The sequence below is a fragment of the Arthrobacter sp. NPDC058127 genome, from assembly GCF_042884555.1.
Classification (GTDB): domain Bacteria; phylum Actinomycetota; class Actinomycetes; order Actinomycetales; family Micrococcaceae; genus Arthrobacter.
Window position 1 is genome coordinate 12,695 of the sequence record NZ_JBHVTT010000017.1, and the last position, 16,170, is coordinate 28,864.

Sequence of the window (16,170 nt, forward strand, 5' to 3'; positions counted from 1 at the left end):
CTTCCTAGTCCCCGCGGGTTCCGAACAGGATGTCATCCCAGCTCGGGATGCTGGAGCGCTTTGGCCTTGACGGCTGGCGCTCGGCCGCCGCCGCATCTGAAGGTTCTTCATCCTTCTGGCCGGAAGGCGTTGGCCTCGGCTCTTCGCGTTCCCGCCGGGGAGCTCCGCCAAGCAGTTCGTCCAGGCCTGCCCGCGGTGCTGTTGCTTCCCGGGCCGTGGATTCGTCGTGGCCGGTCTGGGCATCATTGTCGGTCCGGGCGTCGTTGTCGTTCCTGCCGCGCAGCACGGTCACGGGGCGCAGCGGACTTGGGATCACCGTGATCTCCCGCGTATCCGTGCTCACGCCATCGTGAAGATGGAGGGAGTCGTTTTCCTCGTCGTCGTGCTTCGGGGCCAGGCTTAGCCGCGAGAGCATGGACGCACGCGCGTCACGGCGGCTGGCGGCGGGTTCGGATTCCACCTGCTCGTCCGTGTCCGTGTCGGCTGACTCTTTGTCAGCTGTTTCCGTATCCCCGGGTCCGTCTTCGATGTCGCCGTGCCGCGGATGCGCAGCCGGAACGCCGCTGCTGAGCAGCAGCGCCAAAGCGTCGTCGCTGTCCTCGTCAAGTCCCAGCCTCTGTCCGCGACGTGAGCGCAGCATGTCGAGGAGCCCGTCGGCTTCCCTGGTGGCAGCGGCAGCGGCCACACGGGCGGCGGTCCCGGCGTCGGCCTCGAAGTCAAAGGGCCGGTCGGAGACGGCCGCGAGTCGCCGTGCCGGTACGGGGCCGTCGAGGGGTTCCAGTTCGCTCAGCTGCTGGGCCCAGCGGTTGGCGTTCTGGATGGATTTGCGGGCGGGATGGAACGTCCACATCGCGGGTGGCTCTTCGCCGATGGTCTCCAGGCTGCCCGGCTTGGTTTCGAAGCGTGCGACGACGGTCCACGAGCCATCGGTCCGACGCCAGGAGTCCCATTCCACCGCAGAGGAATCGATCCCGTGGGCCGTGAGCCGGTGTGCGACCATCTCTCCCAGGCTTGCAGGTTCGTCGCCGAACGCCGCGCGGTAGGCGTCCTGGCCGGGGGCCGGGGCGGCGACTTCGACTTTGCGGGCCTGCTGGGCGATGTACTCGCGCTCGGCAAGCACAGGCCCCTCATACCGCTGCACGTTGGCGAGCGGCAGCCCTGAGAGCTCCGCCACCTCCGCGGCCGTAGCGCCGCTGCGGATACGTGACTGAATGTCACGGGGGGACATGGCGACGGGCGTGATCGAGGCACGTGCGGCCACCTGAGCAGGTGTCCGGCTCGCTGCAACGCGCAACGCCTCATCAATCGGAAGCTGGAACATCTCGCCGCCGGTACCGCTCAACAGGAGATGTCCGCCGTCGTCGTGGACGCCAACCAGCCGTAGATCCCGCATAAAATCCTCCACCATGGCCTATCTGACATTCGAAACTCTGCCACCCGGTAGGGCCTTTTCCTACTAGGACAAAGGGCGCGCCGCGATATTCCGCGATTTTCCGGCATTCGCTTGCGTGGGCGATCGTTGCCGGGGGTATGGACATTCGAGTCTGCCGGGAGGACAATCTGCCCGATATCGGGCACAAAAATGCGGCCTGCTGCGTTACATCCTTAGACCGGAGCAGGTTCTGGTCGACAGGACCGCAAGCCCTGCGTGGAGCACAAGGGAGAACGAAGAAGGGACCATGGCAACGGACTACGATGCCCCTCGGAAGACGGAAGAAGACACCGAGGACTCGATCGAGGAACTCAAGTCGCATCGCACCGAGAAACAGTCATCATCGGCTGTTGACATCGATGAGACTGATTTGGCCGATGCCTACGAGCTCCCCGGGGCGGACTTGTCTGGCGAAGAGCTGCTGGTCCGCGTCCTGCCTCCGCAGGCGGACGAATTTACTTGCTTCAATTGCTTCCTGGTCAAACACCGCTCCCAGATTGCGCGGGAGAAAGACGGGCATTTGTACTGCAAGGAATGCGAAAGCTAGCCTCGGGAGGCCTGCTTGGACAGCGCTGCCAGCAGTTCGTCGGGGCGGCGCGTTGACGTCAGCCAGTACGGAGTGCGGTCCGCCGGGTCGGTGATTTCAATGCGAACCACGGGATCAATCCAGCCGCGGAGGCACAGGAACGCCAGCCCGTGGAGCCGGGTACCGCGCTCCGCGGTGGCTTCGTCCTTGCGATAGGCGGTGACTGCGCCGACAAATTCGCGCTGGATAGTGGCACGTCCTACTTGGACAGTGTCTTGGTCCACCACAATCGCAGGAGTGGACAACACCAGCATGGTGGTCATGACCGCGAAGAGGACCAGCGCGGCGATAATGCCCGCGGTAATGCTGATCGGCGCGAACATCAGGATGCCCGCGGCGGACAAGCCGACCACGACAATCCAGATCCAAAGGGAGGGCCAGAGCTTTTCCGTAAACAGGACGCCCGTTCCAGTCGAGGAATGGTGCGGCACGGGTACGGAAGCAGTCGATTCAGGCATACCACCAGCTTATCGGGACTGTGGCCCCTGGAATTAACCCGCCTGATGCCCTGCGACTGCAACGGTCGCAGTACCCCGCGGACGATAGAATATGTGACTGTGAGCCACGAAACAGCAGTAGCCAACCCCGCAGACACCTTCGCCGAATACGGTGCGCCGACCCTTCAGGTCCAACTGAAAATGCTCGACGCCGGTTTGGAAGCGCCGTCGTACGCCCACCCCGGTGATGCCGGTGCGGACTTGCGGGCCCGCGCGGACGTATCACTCGCCCCGGGAGAGCGGAAGCTCGTTCCTACGGGCGTCTCAATCGCGTTGCCAAACGGCTTTGTCGCGTTGATACACCCGCGGTCAGGGCTGGCCACCAAGCACGGACTCACTGTGGTGAACGCTCCCGGGACGGTTGATGCCGGCTACCGAGGTGAAATTTCCGTGACGCTTTTGAATACAGACAAAAACCAGGCAATCGAACTCAAGCGCGGCGATAGAATTGCTCAAATGGTGATCCAGCGCGTCGAGTACGCGCAGTTCGTTTCCGTGGAGGAGTTGTCCGACACCTCGCGCGGCACCGGCGGCTTTGGATCCACCGGAGGCTTCGCGCCGGCCGTGAGCTAGCAACAACCCCCGACAATCTGCACCGTACAGAGCTGATTGCCATGCTGCCCGCGAGTTGACGGGCAGTCTGCGGTTTACTGGGGGGTAGACCACTACTAAGGAGACAACCCGATGCTTTTTGGGCGCGGAAAGAAGTCCAAGGCCGAGCAGCCGAAAGACAACGGTACTGAGCAGGCCGATGCCGCGACGACGCGGCAGGACGCGGGCACGGTAACCACCGGAGCCGCCAAGGGCGACTTCCGTCTATCCAAGGGGCCGTTGGATGCCAGCGAAATCGATAGCCAAGATGGCTACGTGGACCTTGGCGCCCTGCTGATCGAACCTTCCGAGGGCCTTCAACTGCGCCTTGAGGTAGAAGAGGCAACCCAGCGGGTAGTAGCGGTCACCATGGACCTCGATGGCTCGAGCCTCCAGCTCCAGGCGTTTGCCGCTCCACGTTCCGAAGGGCTGTGGGACGAGATCCGCGAACAAATCGGCCAGTCCGTAGCCAGCCAGGGAGGCGAAGTCGAGGAAATCGTCGGCACCTTCGGCACGGAACTCATCGCCAAACTTCCTACCGAATCCGCCGACGGCGGACGTGGCTTCCGGGCTGCCCGGTTCATGGGCGTGGATGGACCCCGTTGGTTCCTCCGCGGCGTCATCGGCGGCCAGGCGGCTTTGGACAGGGACGCGGCCGAAGGACTTGAGAACCTCTTCCGCAAGGTTGTGGTCATTCGCGGAGACAACCCCATGCCGCCCCGCGAGTTGCTTCAGCTGAAGCTCCCCAAGGACGCCGTAGCCCCCGGGCAGCACGGAGCTCCCCAAGAAACGCCGGAGCTTCAGCGGCCCGAACGCGGCCCGGAGATCACCCAGATTGGCTGACAAAGCGGCCCAAGCCGCTGCCGCCCAGGGCGGCCCGGCGCCCCTGCCCCTTACTGAGCTCCCCATCCGGGGACGGGTCGACTGCACGGGTTTCATCGAGTCGGTGACCTACCAGCCGGCCAACGAGCAAGCACACTTCTCGGCGATCGTCGTCGACCGGATTGCGCACAGGGGCGACACTGGTCCGTTGACCCGCTTGCGCGTCATCTGGCTCGGGCGCCGCAAAGTGCCAGGCATCGAACCCGGGACTGTCCTGCGGCTCGAAGGCATGGTTACCCAGCGGGACGGGATGCCCACCATGTTCAATCCGCGCTACGAAATCCTCTCCCGGCAGGAGCACCAATGACCGTCGCCAACGGATCCGACCCCCAGGAAAAGCCAATCCAGGAAAAGCCCGGCCCGGCAGGGGATACCGGGCAGGGAACCCAGGGGCCGAGCATTGCGGACCTCGCCGCAGGCTATGCCGAAAAAGCCGGGCTCCAACGCAACAGCCACGGACACGTCGACATCCTCAAATCGGCCGGGGGTATCCAGGGGATCGCCGAGAGCATCGTGCCCGGCCTCGTCTTCCTGATCGCTTTCATGGTCACCCGCAACCTTCCGGCCTCCCTGATTGCCTCCCTCGCGGCGGCAGCCGTCTTCACCGTGGTCCGCCTGGTCCAACGGCGCCCGTTGACCCAGGCGCTTGCCGGGATCGCCGGCGTCGCCATCTCCGCTTGGCTCGCGAACACCACCGGCAAGGCCGAGGATTTCTATGTCCTGGGCTTCTATACGAATATCGCGTACATCGTGGGAATGGTGCTGTCGATCCTGCTCAAGTGGCCGATCGCCGGTCTGCTGTTCGGATTCGTCCGCAACGAAGGCTTCGAATGGCGGAAGAACCCGGAGCGCTTGCGGGCCTATGCCATCGGCACGTGGGTGGTCATTGGGGTACTGGCACTACGGCTTGTGGTCCAGGTGCCCTTGTATTTCATGGGCGACCCGGGCCTCGCCGCGCTCGCTACCATGAGGCTGATCATGGGCGCTCCGCTATACATCCTGGGTCTCTGGATTGCCTGGCTCCTGACCCGGCCGACGCCAGGCCAGAAGCCGAACAAGGATCCTCAGCCGTCGAAGCCGTCGTCGTCGGACTGATCCGCAAACTCTTCCTCGACCTCAACTGAGCCGTGGTCGGCCGCGGACGGGGACAACAAGGCCCTGAGCCCGTCTTCGGCGGCAATGGTCGTGACGAAGAACAGTTCGTCGCCGCCGTCGATCACGTCGTCGCGGCTCGGGGTGATGGGGGCATGGTCCCGCAGGATCGCCACCAGGGTGGCGTCTTCGGGCCATTCGGTGCCGCCAACGGTGCTGCCGATGATGTGCGAGTCGTGGGGAACCGTGAATTCCACGAGCGAGGACACGCCCGTCTGCAAGGTCAGCAAGCGGACGAGGTCACCGATTTCCACGGCTTCTTCCACGAGCGCCGTCATGAGCTGCGGAGTGTTGACAGCGACGTCGACGCCCCACGAATCGTTGAACATCCAGTCGTTCTTGGGATTGTTCACGCGGCCCACCGTGCGGCCCACGCCGAACTCGGTCTTGGCCAGCAAGGACACCACAAGGTTGACTTTGTCGTCGCCGGTCGCCGACACGACGACGTCGGCCCCTTCCAACTTCGCCTCCTGCAGCGTGCTCAATTCGCATGCATCGCCCACGAGCCAGCGGGCCCCGCGGAGCCCGCTGCGCCCAATGACCTCCGGTTTGAGGTCGATCAGCATGATCTCGTGTTTGTGGGCGAGCAGTTCCCGCGCGATCGATGAACCGACGCTGCCTGCGCCGACAATAACGACTTTCACTCAGACTCCTTGGCAGGTGCGCTGGAAAGGATGCGCGCCACCTCGGCGCTGCGGTCCAGATTCAACATGGCGTGCACGGTGTCGCCCTCCTGGTACGCCGTTCCGGCCTGGGGCAGGACGCCCTCACCAAAGCGGGTGAGGAAAGCGATGCGGATTCCGGACGCTGCTTCGATGGCAGTCAACGGGTGCCCGATCCAGCCTTGGTCAAGGTCGACTTCGGACAAAACAAGCCGGCCGGAGGGTTCGCGGTAATCGCCTGCCAGGTGTTGTTCGGGCAGGATCCGGCGCAGGACCTGGTCCGCGCTCCAACGCACGGCGGCCACCGTGGGGATGCCCAGGCGCTGGTAGATTTCGGCGCGGCCGGGATCGTAGATGCGGGCTACAACATGCGAAACATGGAAAGTCTCACGGGCTACCCGGGTGGCGAGGATATTGGAGTTGTCACCGCTGGAGACGGCGGCGAAGGCGTACGCTTCCTCGCAACCTGCCTGCTTGAGGGTGTCCCGGTCAAAGCCGACGCCGGTGACTTTCCTGCCGGTGAATCCGCTGCGCAAGCGGCGGAAGGCACGGTCGTCCTGGTCGATGATTGCCACTGAATGGCCGGCGTCTTCCAAGGTGTGCGCCAACGTTGCGCCAACTCGTCCGCAACCCATGATCACAAAGTGAGCCACGGTTTCTCCTTCACTCTTATGCATGCCGCTCGGTAAGACTCTACCGGGGCAAGTCGCGGAAGCCAGTCCGCCGTCATGACATCGCGTTCGATTCAGAGTAGCTTTGCGGAGTGCTGACAATTCTCAACGCCGCGAAGCGGGTTTTGGTGGGGCGGCCGTTCCGGAACGACCGTCTGGCCCACACCCTGCTTCCCAAGCGCATTGCGCTGCCGATTTTCGCCTCGGACGCCCTGTCCTCCGTGGCGTACGCCCCTGACGAAATCCTGCTGACGCTGGCCCTCGCGGGTGTGAGTGCCGTGGCCATTTCGCCGCTCGTAGGCCTCGCGGTCATGGTGGTCTTGCTCACGGTAGTTGCCTCGTACCGGCAGAATGTCCACGCTTACCCTTCCGGTGGCGGAGACTACGAAATCGCCAACGTCAACCTGGGAAAGTTCGCGGGCCTGACCGTCGCCGCTGCCTTGTTGGTGGACTACGTCCTCACCGTCGCCGTGTCGATGTCCTCCGCAGCGGCGTACCTGACCACCGCGATCCCGTCGATGCATGGGCAGCAGGCGCTCATCGCCACTGTCGGCGTCGTCATCCTGGCCCTCGTGAACCTGCGCGGAATCAAGGAAGCGGGCAGTGTCTTCGCAGTTCCCACGTACATCTTCATGTTCTCCATCCTGGGCATGACGGCCGTCGGTATCTTCCAGGCGGCCACAGGCCAACTCGGCCAGGCTCCCTCGGCGGCCTTCACGATCGTCCCGCAAGAGGGATTCGACCAGGGACTCGTGGGCCTGGCCGGGGCGTTCCTGCTCCTGCGGGCCTTCTCCTCCGGCGCGGCCGCACTGACCGGCGTGGAGGCCATCAGCAACGGTGTGCCGAACTTCAAGAAGCCCAAGAGCAAGAACGCGGCCACCACTCTGTTGCTGCTCGGAGTCATCGCCTCGGCGATGCTCGCAGGCATCATCTACCTTGCCAACGCCACCAAGGTCCACATTGTGCTGGATCCTGCCAAAGAATTCCTCCTGCATGGCCAGGCGCTGCCGGACGACTACATCCAGAATCCGGCCATCAGCCAGATTGCGCAGACCATCTTTGGAGCAGGGTCCATCCCGTTCTATATCGTGGTCGCCGCCACGGGTGTCATCTTGGTCTTCGCATCCAACACGGCATTCAACGGATTTCCCGTCCTCGGCTCGATCCTCGCCCAGGACGGCTACCTTCCCCGCCAGCTCCGGACCCGCGGAGACCGCCTGGCCTTCAGCAACGGCGTCCTGGCCCTTGCGGCCGGGGCCCTGGTCCTCATCATTTCGTTCAACGCCGATGTCACCAAGCTCATCCAGCTGTACATCGTTGGCGTCTTCATTTCCTTCACGATGAGCCAGCTGGGCATGGTGCGGCACTGGGGCAGGGAACTCAAACTCGCGCAGGACAAGGCCGTCCGCCGCAGGATCGTGAAGTCCCGCACCATCAACATGCTCGGCTTCGCCATGACAGCGCTGGTGCTGACCATTGTGCTGATCACCAAGTTCGAACAAGGCGCCTGGATCGCCCTCCTGGCGATGTTCGTCCTGTTCCTCATCATGTGGAGCATCCGAGCCCATTACGACAATGTGGCGAAGGAACTGGCCGTTGACGAGGATTCGTCCCCGCGTGCGTTGCCTACCCGGGTCCACGCCGTGCTCCTGGTGTCCCATGTCCGCAAACCGGTGCTGCGGGCCCTCGCCTACGCCCGGGCGTCGAGGCCGTCGCGGCTGGACGCCATCATCGTCGACATCGACCACGAGGAAACGGCGCACACCGTCGAGGCCTGGGACAAGCTGGACATTCCGGTCCCGTTGACCGTTTTGGCGAGCCCGTACCGCGAAACCGTCACGCCCATCCTGGACTACGTCAAGAACATGCGCCGCGATTCCCCGCGCGACCTGATCGTCGTATACATTCCGGAGTACGTCGTCGGCAAGTGGTGGGAACAGCTCGTCCACAACCAGACCGCATTGCGCATCAAGGCCCGGCTCCACTTTGAACCCGGCGTCATGGTGGCCAGCGTTCCATGGCAATTGAAGTCCTCCGAAGAAGCAAAGGCATTGCAGGATACCTAATGACCCACCCCAGCAACACCCAATCCAGCTCGCCGACGGCCCAGGACGGAGCTGCCACGGAGCTGGTGGTGGACGTCGGCCCCATCGCCCATGGCGGCCACTTTGTCGCACGGCACGAAGGCCGGGTCATTTTTGTCCGGCACGGCATCCCGGGGGAGAAGGTCCGGGTCCGGTTGACCGACGCGGGAGAGTCTTCCCGTTTCTGGCGCGCCGACGTCGTCGACGTCCTGGAAGCGTCCGACGACCGGACCCGCCATTTCTGGCCGCTCGCCGACTCGCTTGCGGCTTGGAGCAAGGGCGGTCCGCCCGTGGGCGGCGCCGAACTCGGGCACGTAACACTGGAACGGCAGCGCCTGCTCAAATCCGAAGTGCTCGCCGAGCAACTGAAGCGGCTCGCCGGCGTCGAACTCAATGTCGAGGTGGAGCCGGCGGCCGCGGGTGACCCGGGCCCCGGCGGCGTTACAGGGTCCGACGGCGATAAGGGGCTTGGCTGGCGGACCCGTGCCAGCTTCGCCGTCACCCCCGAGGGCCGGCTGGGGATGCATGCCCACCGCTCCGACGTCGTCATTCCGGTCCACGAGATGCCCTTGGCACTGCCGGGCATCAACGAGTTGCGGCTTTGGGACATCGACCTGCGGGGGATACCGCGGGTGGAAGTGGCTGCGCCTGCCAATGGATCGCGTCCGCTCGTCCTTCTTGCACCGGAAGAAGGCACCGATGCCCGGCGCCTCAACCGGATCCTGGGCCAGCTCCCGCATGAGGTGTCAGTGGCATCCTTCGACCCCGTCCGCGGAGAAGTCCTGCAGCTGCGCGGCAGGACGTGGGTCCAGGAATCGGCCGCCGGTCACGAATACCGTGTGACGGGAGAAGGGTTCTGGCAGATCCACAAGGATGCGCCCGGGACCCTGGTGGGGGCGGTGACGGGATTCCTGCACGACGGCGGATACCTCCTTCCGGGATCGGCCGTGGCCGATCTTTACGCCGGAGCCGGATTGTTTACGGCGCCCTTGGCGGATGCGGTGGGGGTCACCGGTTCGGTACTGTCCGTCGAAGGATCGCCCGGGACCAGCAGGGATGCCCGCAAGAATCTGCACGGAGAGACCCAGGTGGAAATCGTCCAGGGCAGGGTGGAACGTGTCCTCCGGCAGCGCCCCCGGAGCTTCGACGCGTTGGTGATCGACCCGCCGCGGGCGGGTGCCGGCAAAGCCGTGGTCAGCCAGCTCATTGAGTCCGGGCCGCGGGCAATCGCCTATGTGTCGTGTGATCCGGCCTCTTTCGGGCGTGATCTGGGGTACTTCCGGAACGGCGGATGGCGGCTTGAATCCGTCCGGGCCTTTGACCTGTATCCGCACACGCATCATCTGGAGACCGTTGCGTTGCTGGTGCCCGCGGCATAGCCGACACTACGATGGTGGAGAAGTCCTACGTCGCGCTTCACTTCTCCACCGACCGGCACGGCGCTCAGATTAGGCTTGCCTAACTAGCTAGCGGTCAACCACGCGACAAAGATGAAAGCTGTTGCGAGAGGAGTCCTGCCATGAGCACTGTGGACAGCTTCGGTTCCAAAGGCGTACTGAATGTAGCCGGCACCGATTATGAAATTTTCCGGTTGAACTCCGTTGAGGGCGCAGACAGCCTTCCGTTCAGCCTTAAGGTATTGCTTGAAAACCTCCTGCGGACGGAAGATGGCGCCAATATCACGGCCGACCACGTCCGCGCCCTGGCCGGCTGGGATCCGAATGCCCAGCCAGACACCGAGATCCAGTTCACCCCGGCCCGAGTCATCATGCAGGACTTCACCGGGGTTCCCTGTGTGGTTGACCTTGCCACCATGCGCGAAGCCATCAAGGACCTCGGAGGCGACCCCAAGCGCGTCAACCCGCTGGCTCCTGCTGAGATGGTCATCGACCACTCCGTGCAGATCGACGCCTTCGGCAACTCCGGCGCCCTCGAGCGCAACATGGAGATCGAATACCAGCGCAACGGCGAGCGTTACCAGTTCCTGCGCTGGGGCCAGACTGCTTTCGACGACTTCAAGGTTGTTCCCCCGGGAACCGGCATCGTCCACCAGGTCAACATCGAATACCTGGCACGCACCGTCATGACCCGTGAAGTTGACGGCGTCCTCCGCGCCTACCCCGACACTTGCGTCGGCACGGACTCCCACACCACCATGGTCAACGGCTTGGGCGTGCTGGGCTGGGGCGTTGGCGGCATCGAAGCCGAGGCTGCCATGCTGGGCCAGCCGGTCTCCATGCTGATCCCGCGCGTTGTCGGTTTCAAGCTCACGGGCTCCATCCCGGCCGGCGCCACCGCAACCGACGTCGTCCTGACCATCACCGAGCAGCTGCGCAACCACGGTGTGGTCGGCAAGTTCGTGGAGTTCTACGGCGAAGGCGTTGCGGCCGTGCCGCTGGCCAACCGCGCCACCATCGGCAACATGAGCCCCGAGTTCGGTTCCACGGCAGCGATGTTCCCGATCGACGACGTCACGCTCGACTACTTGCGCCTCACCGGCCGCTCCGAGCAGAACGTCGCCCTCGTCGAGGCGTACGCGAAGGAACAGGGCCTCTGGCACGACCCCTCGCACGAGATCAAGTTCTCCGAGTACCTCGAGCTCGACCTGTCCACGGTTGTTCCCTCCATCTCGGGCCCGAAGCGTCCCCAGGACCGCATCATCCTCACGGAGTCCAAGGCCCAGTTCCGCGAGGACCTGCGCAACTACGTGAAGGAAGACCTGGCCGACGGAAGCCTGGACGAAGCGATTGACGAGAGCTTCCCGGCCTCCGATTCGCCGTCGTTCACCGCCTCCGCGTCGCACCTGGCGGACGTAGCTCCGCACGCACACGGACCGAAGTCCAACGGTCGCCCGTCGAACAAGGTGGGCGTCACAACAGCTGACGGCCGCGAATTCGAACTGGACCACGGTGCCGTCTCGATCGCTTCGATCACGTCCTGCACCAACACCTCCAACCCCTCCGTGATGCTGGCTGCCGCGCTGCTCGCCCGCAACGCCGTGGACAAGGGCCTCGCCTCCAAGCCGTGGGTCAAGACTTCGGTCGCTCCCGGCTCCAAGGTTGTCACCGACTACTACGAGAAGTCCGGCCTGACTCCCTACCTGGAGAAGCTCGGCTTCTACATCGTGGGCTATGGTTGCGCAACCTGCATCGGCAACTCCGGACCGCTCGACGCCGAAATCTCCGAGGCCATCCAGGCCAACGACCTTTCCGTCACGGCTGTCCTCTCCGGCAACCGCAACTTCGAAGGCCGCATCAACCCGGACGTCAAGATGAATTACCTGGCGTCCCCGCCGCTGGTCATCGCCTACGCCCTGGCCGGAACCATGGACTTCGACTTCGACGCCGATCCCCTGGGCCAGGACCAGGACGGCAACGACGTCTTCTTGAAGGACATCTGGCCGAACCCCGTCGAGGTCCAGAAGGTCATCGATTCCTCGATCGACAAGGAAATGTTCGCCCGCGGCTACGAAGGCGTCTTCGACGGCGACGACCGCTGGAAGGCACTCGACACCCCGGCAGGCGACACCTTCGCTTGGGACGCCAAGTCCACGTACGTGCGGAAGCCCCCGTACTTCGAAGGCATGAAGGCTCAGCCGGAACCGGTAACGGACATCGCCGGAGCCCGCGTGCTGCTGAAGCTGGGCGACTCCGTCACTACCGACCACATCTCCCCGGCCGGCTCCTTCAAATCGGACACCCCGGCAGGCCAGTACCTTCTGGCCAATGGTGTGGAGCGCAAGGACTTCAACTCCTACGGTTCACGCCGTGGCAACCACGAGGTCATGATCCGCGGAACCTTCGCGAACATCCGCATCAAGAACCAGCTGCTCGCTGACTTCAACGACGGTGCGGGCGTCGAGGGTGGCTTCACCCGCGACTTCACCCAGGCGGACGGCCCCCAGGCCTACGTCTACGACGCTGCCCAGAACTACCAGGCAGCCGGCACCCCCCTGGTGGTCCTGGCCGGCAAGGAGTACGGCTCCGGCTCATCCCGTGACTGGGCTGCCAAGGGAACCGCGCTGCTGGGCGTCAAGGCTGTCATCGCCGAAAGCTACGAGCGCATCCACCGCTCCAACCTCATCGGCATGGGCGTCCTCCCGCTGCAGTACCCGGCCGGCGAATCCGCTGCGTCGCTGGGCCTGCTCGGCACGGAAACGTTCTCCGTCGAGGGCGTCACCGAGCTGAACAACGGCACGACGCCGAGGACGCTCAAGGTCAGCGCAACGGCAGAGGACGGCAGCACCAAGTCCTTTGACGCCGTGCTGCGCATCGATACCCCGGGCGAAGCGGACTACTACCGCAACGGCGGCATCCTGCAGTACGTTTTGCGCCAAATTTCGGCACACTAGCCGAAGTTTGCTCAGGTTCCGCCTGAGCTGGAAGGCAACAGCTACAGCCCCGGCTGGTCATCGACCTGCCGGGGCTGTAGCCTTTCCTGCGGCTTGGTTCCGGCCAAGGCGTTAGAGTTGTATAGCACGTCAATCACCCTAAGGAGGGGCCGTTGGGACTTTTGGAGACAATCCGGAACCCGCAGGACCTGGCCAAGCTCACCAGTCAGCAGCTGGAGCAGCTTGCAGGCGAGATCAGGACTTTCCTCATCACCAACGTCGCTCAAACGGGTGGTCACCTTGGACCGAACCTTGGCGTGGTGGAACTCACCATGGCCATCCATAAGGTCTTCGATTCGCCCCGCGACAGCATCGTTTTCGATACCGGCCATCAGTCCTACGTCCACAAATTGTTGACCGGCAGGCAGGATTTCAGCACCCTCCGGCAGCAAGGGGGCATGTCCGGCTACCCTGATCGGGCCGAGTCCGAGCACGACATCGTGGAGAGTTCCCACGCGTCCTCTTCCCTGTCCTGGGCCGATGGTATCTCCCGCGCCCGCCAGCTGACCGGTGAGGGCGACCGCTGCGTTGTCGCCGTCGTCGGTGACGGCGCCCTGACGGGCGGCATGGCTTGGGAGGCGATCAACAACATCGCCGCGGACAAACGACGCCGCGTGGTGATCGTCGTCAACGACAACGGGCGCTCCTATGCCCCCACAGTCGGGGGCCTTGCCGACTATCTCGCTTCCCTCCGCCCCACGATCGATTCTTTCCGGGCAGCGCCCACCTACGAGGTGGTGTTGGACTGGTGGAAGAAGAAACTGCAGAGCGGCGGACCGATCGGCCAGTTCACCTACAGGAGCCTTCATGCCATGAAGAAGGGCATCAAGGACTGGTGGGCTCCGCAGGGCATGTTCGAAGACCTGGGCATGAAGTACATCGGCCCTGTCGACGGCCACAACATGCGGGCCCTCGAGCACGCGCTGACTACTGCCCGCAATTACGGCGGCCCCGTGATCGTCCACGCGATGACAGAAAAGGGCCACGGTTACGCACCTGCCCTCGCCAACGAGGCGGACCAGTTCCACGCCGTCGGGATCATCGATCCGGAGACTGGCGAACCCACCGAAGCCGGCGGAGCCCGCTCGTGGACATCGGTGTTCGCCGAGGAAATCGCGGACATCGCCGATGAGCGCGAAGACATCGTAGGTGTCACCGGCGCAATGCTGATCCCCGTCGGACTGCACAAGTTCGCGGAACGGCATCCACAAAGAGTGATCGACGTCGGCATCGCCGAACAGCACGCACTCACTTCGGCCGCAGGCATGGCCTTTGGCGGACTGCACCCGGTCGTGGCCGTTTACGCCACGTTCCTGAACCGTGCCTTCGACCAGCTGCTCATGGACGTCGCCCTGCACAAAGCCGGGGTGACGGTTGTGTTGGACCGCGCCGGCGTGACGGGCCCAGACGGAGCCAGCCACCACGGCATGTGGGACATGGCTATGGTCCAGATTGTGCCGGGGCTGCATCTCGCAGCTCCGCGCGATGCTAGCCGCCTGCGGGAAGAACTCCGCGAGGCGGTTGCCATCGCCGACGCACCAAGCGTGGTGCGCTTCTCCAAAGGCAGCGTGGGAAGCGAGATCGAAGCGATCGAACGGCTTTTCGACGGCGTCGACGTGCTGGCGCGCCGCCCCGAAGGCTCCACGGAGAACGATGTCCTGATTGTCAGCGTCGGCGCGATGTCCGAGCTCGCCCTCGACGTCGCGTCCCGGCTCGGATCCCAAGGCATCAGTTCAACAGTGGTGGATCCGCGGTGGGTCCTGCCTGTACGCAAGTCCATCATTGCCCTCGCCGCCCGGCACCGTTTAGTGATCTGCATCGAAGACGGCGTCCGCGCGGGCGGCGTCGGCTCCCGGATCCGGCAGGAGATGCGCGCGGCCGGCGTGGACACGGCCCTCAACGAGGTGGGGCTTCCGGTCGAATTCCTCGACCATGGAACCAGGAGCCAGGTTCTCGAGCGGGTAGGGCTCACCGCCCAACAGATAACGCACGACGTCGTCGCGCAGGTCCTGGGGACAAAGGTGCCATTCGCGCGGCCCCTGCCAGGACAGGAACATCCCAGCACAGGCAGTCTTCCCACACTGTGAGCGGGGACTCATCGCGGTTGCCGGGAGGACTCCAACCAGGCGACCTGGTGGTTGCCCGAAACCGGAAATGGGATGGCACCGCCCACTGGGTTGTCCCGGGGAGCTATCTCGGCGAAGACATCCACGGCTGGTGGATCTTCCAAGGGCAGGGTGAGTTCTGTTCCCGGCCGGGGGCGGCCTTCTACACCGCGTCCGACGCGGTGCTCCTCGTGCCGCGTTCAGGCGAATATGTTGCCACCTTCTACGACGACAGCTACCCGGGGGATTTTCGGATCTACGTCGACCTCGCCACGGCACACGAGTGGAAGACCATCGAGCCTGGTGTGTCCGAATTCCACGTGATTGACATGGATCTCGATGTCATCCGCTCCGTGCACAGGGACGTCTTCATTGACGACGAGGACGAATTCGACGAGCACCGCGCCTCCATGGCTTATCCCGACGGCGTGGTCGAATCCATACGGCACGAATGTGACGAGTTGTTCCGGGCAGTATCCAAAAAACAGGCACCCTTCGACGGCACAGGTCCAAACAGCACCTGCGCGGAGTGGTTCAGAAAAGGACGGGCATGAGCGGCATTATCCGCACCTACAAGCGCGACGACGAAGCGGTCCTGCATTTCCGCGAGGCTTGGTACGACGACGAATTCAAGCAGTTCGTCATCAACCACGGGGTCGTAGGACACCAGAGCAGCACTGACGAAACCGACGTCGAGGACGAGTCCGCCGTCGAAGGCCTCATGACGGCCTTTGCCGCGCAATGCGAAGAGGACGGCTATGCGGAGATTCCCGAGACTGAGCAGTTTTGGGTTGTCGCGCAGATCGCGCTCAAGACGAAGGACGGCACCGACCGCGACCGCTACCTTGAACGCAAGGCCAAGGCCGCGCTGACGAGCGAACTGGCCTGGCGGGGCCTGGGCACCGTGGATCGTTCCGATATCAGCGATTCGAAGCTCAACATCTTTTGCCTGTGCCCGGACGTCAACAAGGCCGTCAACGCCATCAAGGTGTGCATCAGGGGAGAAGACCTGGACTTCACCAAGCTGAGCATCGCGGCGGCGCCCCATGCCGAACCAACCGCATTCAAAGTGAAACACTCGCCGAAAACCGGTGCGGGCTTTACCCTCTAAGGACTAC

Annotated in this window: 15 protein-coding genes; 11 read left to right on the plus strand and 4 right to left on the minus strand. The window is 64.0% G+C overall.

Annotated features, from left to right (window positions below):
* Positions 1–4: 4 nt before the first annotated feature.
* Positions 5–1,393 carry a septation protein SepH gene (gene sepH, locus ACFVTG_RS18810; protein WP_390282410.1) on the minus strand — a complete coding sequence of 463 codons (1,389 nt, stop codon included), beginning with the start codon at positions 1,391–1,393 and terminating at the stop codon, positions 5–7.
* Between the two features lie 286 nt (positions 1,394–1,679).
* Here sepH and ACFVTG_RS18815 point away from each other — a divergent pair, with 286 nt between their 5' ends.
* Positions 1,680–1,979: a DUF4193 domain-containing protein gene (locus ACFVTG_RS18815; protein ID WP_078105507.1), complete on the plus strand. Its 300-nt coding sequence runs from the start codon at positions 1,680–1,682 to the stop codon at positions 1,977–1,979.
* Here ACFVTG_RS18815 and ACFVTG_RS18820 read toward each other — a convergent pair.
* The gene (locus ACFVTG_RS18820) at positions 1,976–2,476 is read right to left on the minus strand and encodes a DUF3093 domain-containing protein (RefSeq protein ID WP_390282412.1); all 501 of its coding nucleotides are present in this window, start codon (positions 2,474–2,476) and stop codon (positions 1,976–1,978) included. The two genes, ACFVTG_RS18815 and ACFVTG_RS18820, sit on opposite strands and share 4 nt — an antisense overlap.
* Before the next feature lie 99 nt (positions 2,477–2,575).
* Between ACFVTG_RS18820 and dut the strand changes: the two genes are divergently transcribed.
* From dut to ACFVTG_RS18840, 4 genes are all read left to right on the plus strand, one after another.
* Complete coding sequence (gene dut, locus ACFVTG_RS18825) at positions 2,576–3,088, plus strand: dUTP diphosphatase (protein WP_284752019.1); 513 nt, start codon at positions 2,576–2,578, stop codon at positions 3,086–3,088.
* 111 nt (positions 3,089–3,199) lie between these two features.
* Complete coding sequence (locus ACFVTG_RS18830; RefSeq protein ID WP_284752020.1) at positions 3,200–3,949, plus strand: DUF3710 domain-containing protein; 750 nt, start codon at positions 3,200–3,202, stop codon at positions 3,947–3,949.
* Entirely contained in the window at positions 3,942–4,295 is a 354-nt protein-coding gene (locus ACFVTG_RS18835) for a hypothetical protein (protein WP_390282413.1), read from the plus strand. The genes ACFVTG_RS18830 and ACFVTG_RS18835 overlap by 8 nt, the downstream gene beginning before the upstream one ends.
* On the plus strand, positions 4,292–5,083 hold the full coding sequence (locus ACFVTG_RS18840) for a DUF3159 domain-containing protein (RefSeq protein ID WP_390282414.1): 792 nt from the start codon (positions 4,292–4,294) through the stop codon (positions 5,081–5,083). Before ACFVTG_RS18835 ends, ACFVTG_RS18840 begins: the two co-directional genes overlap by 4 nt.
* Here the strand turns inward: ACFVTG_RS18840 and ACFVTG_RS18845 are convergent.
* Positions 5,053–5,784, minus strand: a complete 732-nt coding sequence (locus ACFVTG_RS18845; RefSeq protein ID WP_284752023.1) for an NAD-binding protein — start codon at positions 5,782–5,784, stop codon at positions 5,053–5,055. The two genes, ACFVTG_RS18840 and ACFVTG_RS18845, sit on opposite strands and share 31 nt — an antisense overlap.
* Entirely contained in the window at positions 5,781–6,455 is a 675-nt protein-coding gene (locus tag ACFVTG_RS18850) for a TrkA family potassium uptake protein (RefSeq protein ID WP_284752024.1), read from the minus strand. The genes ACFVTG_RS18845 and ACFVTG_RS18850 overlap by 4 nt, the downstream gene beginning before the upstream one ends.
* 110 nt (positions 6,456–6,565) lie before the next feature.
* Here ACFVTG_RS18850 and ACFVTG_RS18855 point away from each other — a divergent pair, with 110 nt between their 5' ends.
* From ACFVTG_RS18855 to ACFVTG_RS18880, 6 genes are all read left to right on the plus strand, one after another.
* The gene (locus ACFVTG_RS18855) at positions 6,566–8,539 is read left to right on the plus strand and encodes an APC family permease (protein ID WP_390282415.1); all 1,974 of its coding nucleotides are present in this window, start codon (positions 6,566–6,568) and stop codon (positions 8,537–8,539) included.
* Complete coding sequence (locus ACFVTG_RS18860; RefSeq protein ID WP_390282417.1) at positions 8,539–9,936, plus strand: class I SAM-dependent RNA methyltransferase; 1,398 nt, start codon at positions 8,539–8,541, stop codon at positions 9,934–9,936. Before ACFVTG_RS18855 ends, ACFVTG_RS18860 begins: the two co-directional genes overlap by 1 nt.
* A 140-nt stretch (positions 9,937–10,076) precedes the next feature.
* Positions 10,077–12,908 carry an aconitate hydratase gene (locus tag ACFVTG_RS18865; protein ID WP_390282418.1) on the plus strand — a complete coding sequence of 944 codons (2,832 nt, stop codon included), beginning with the start codon at positions 10,077–10,079 and terminating at the stop codon, positions 12,906–12,908.
* A 152-nt stretch (positions 12,909–13,060) separates the two neighbouring features.
* Entirely contained in the window at positions 13,061–15,034 is a 1,974-nt protein-coding gene (gene dxs, locus ACFVTG_RS18870; RefSeq protein WP_390282419.1) for a 1-deoxy-D-xylulose-5-phosphate synthase, read from the plus strand.
* A complete protein-coding gene (locus tag ACFVTG_RS18875; RefSeq protein ID WP_390282420.1) occupies positions 15,031–15,606 on the plus strand; it encodes a DUF402 domain-containing protein in 576 nt (191 codons plus the stop codon). The genes dxs and ACFVTG_RS18875 overlap by 4 nt, the downstream gene beginning before the upstream one ends.
* Positions 15,603–16,163 carry a hypothetical protein gene (locus ACFVTG_RS18880; RefSeq protein WP_078105496.1) on the plus strand — a complete coding sequence of 187 codons (561 nt, stop codon included), beginning with the start codon at positions 15,603–15,605 and terminating at the stop codon, positions 16,161–16,163. The genes ACFVTG_RS18875 and ACFVTG_RS18880 overlap by 4 nt, the downstream gene beginning before the upstream one ends.
* Positions 16,164–16,170: the final 7 nt, after the last annotated feature.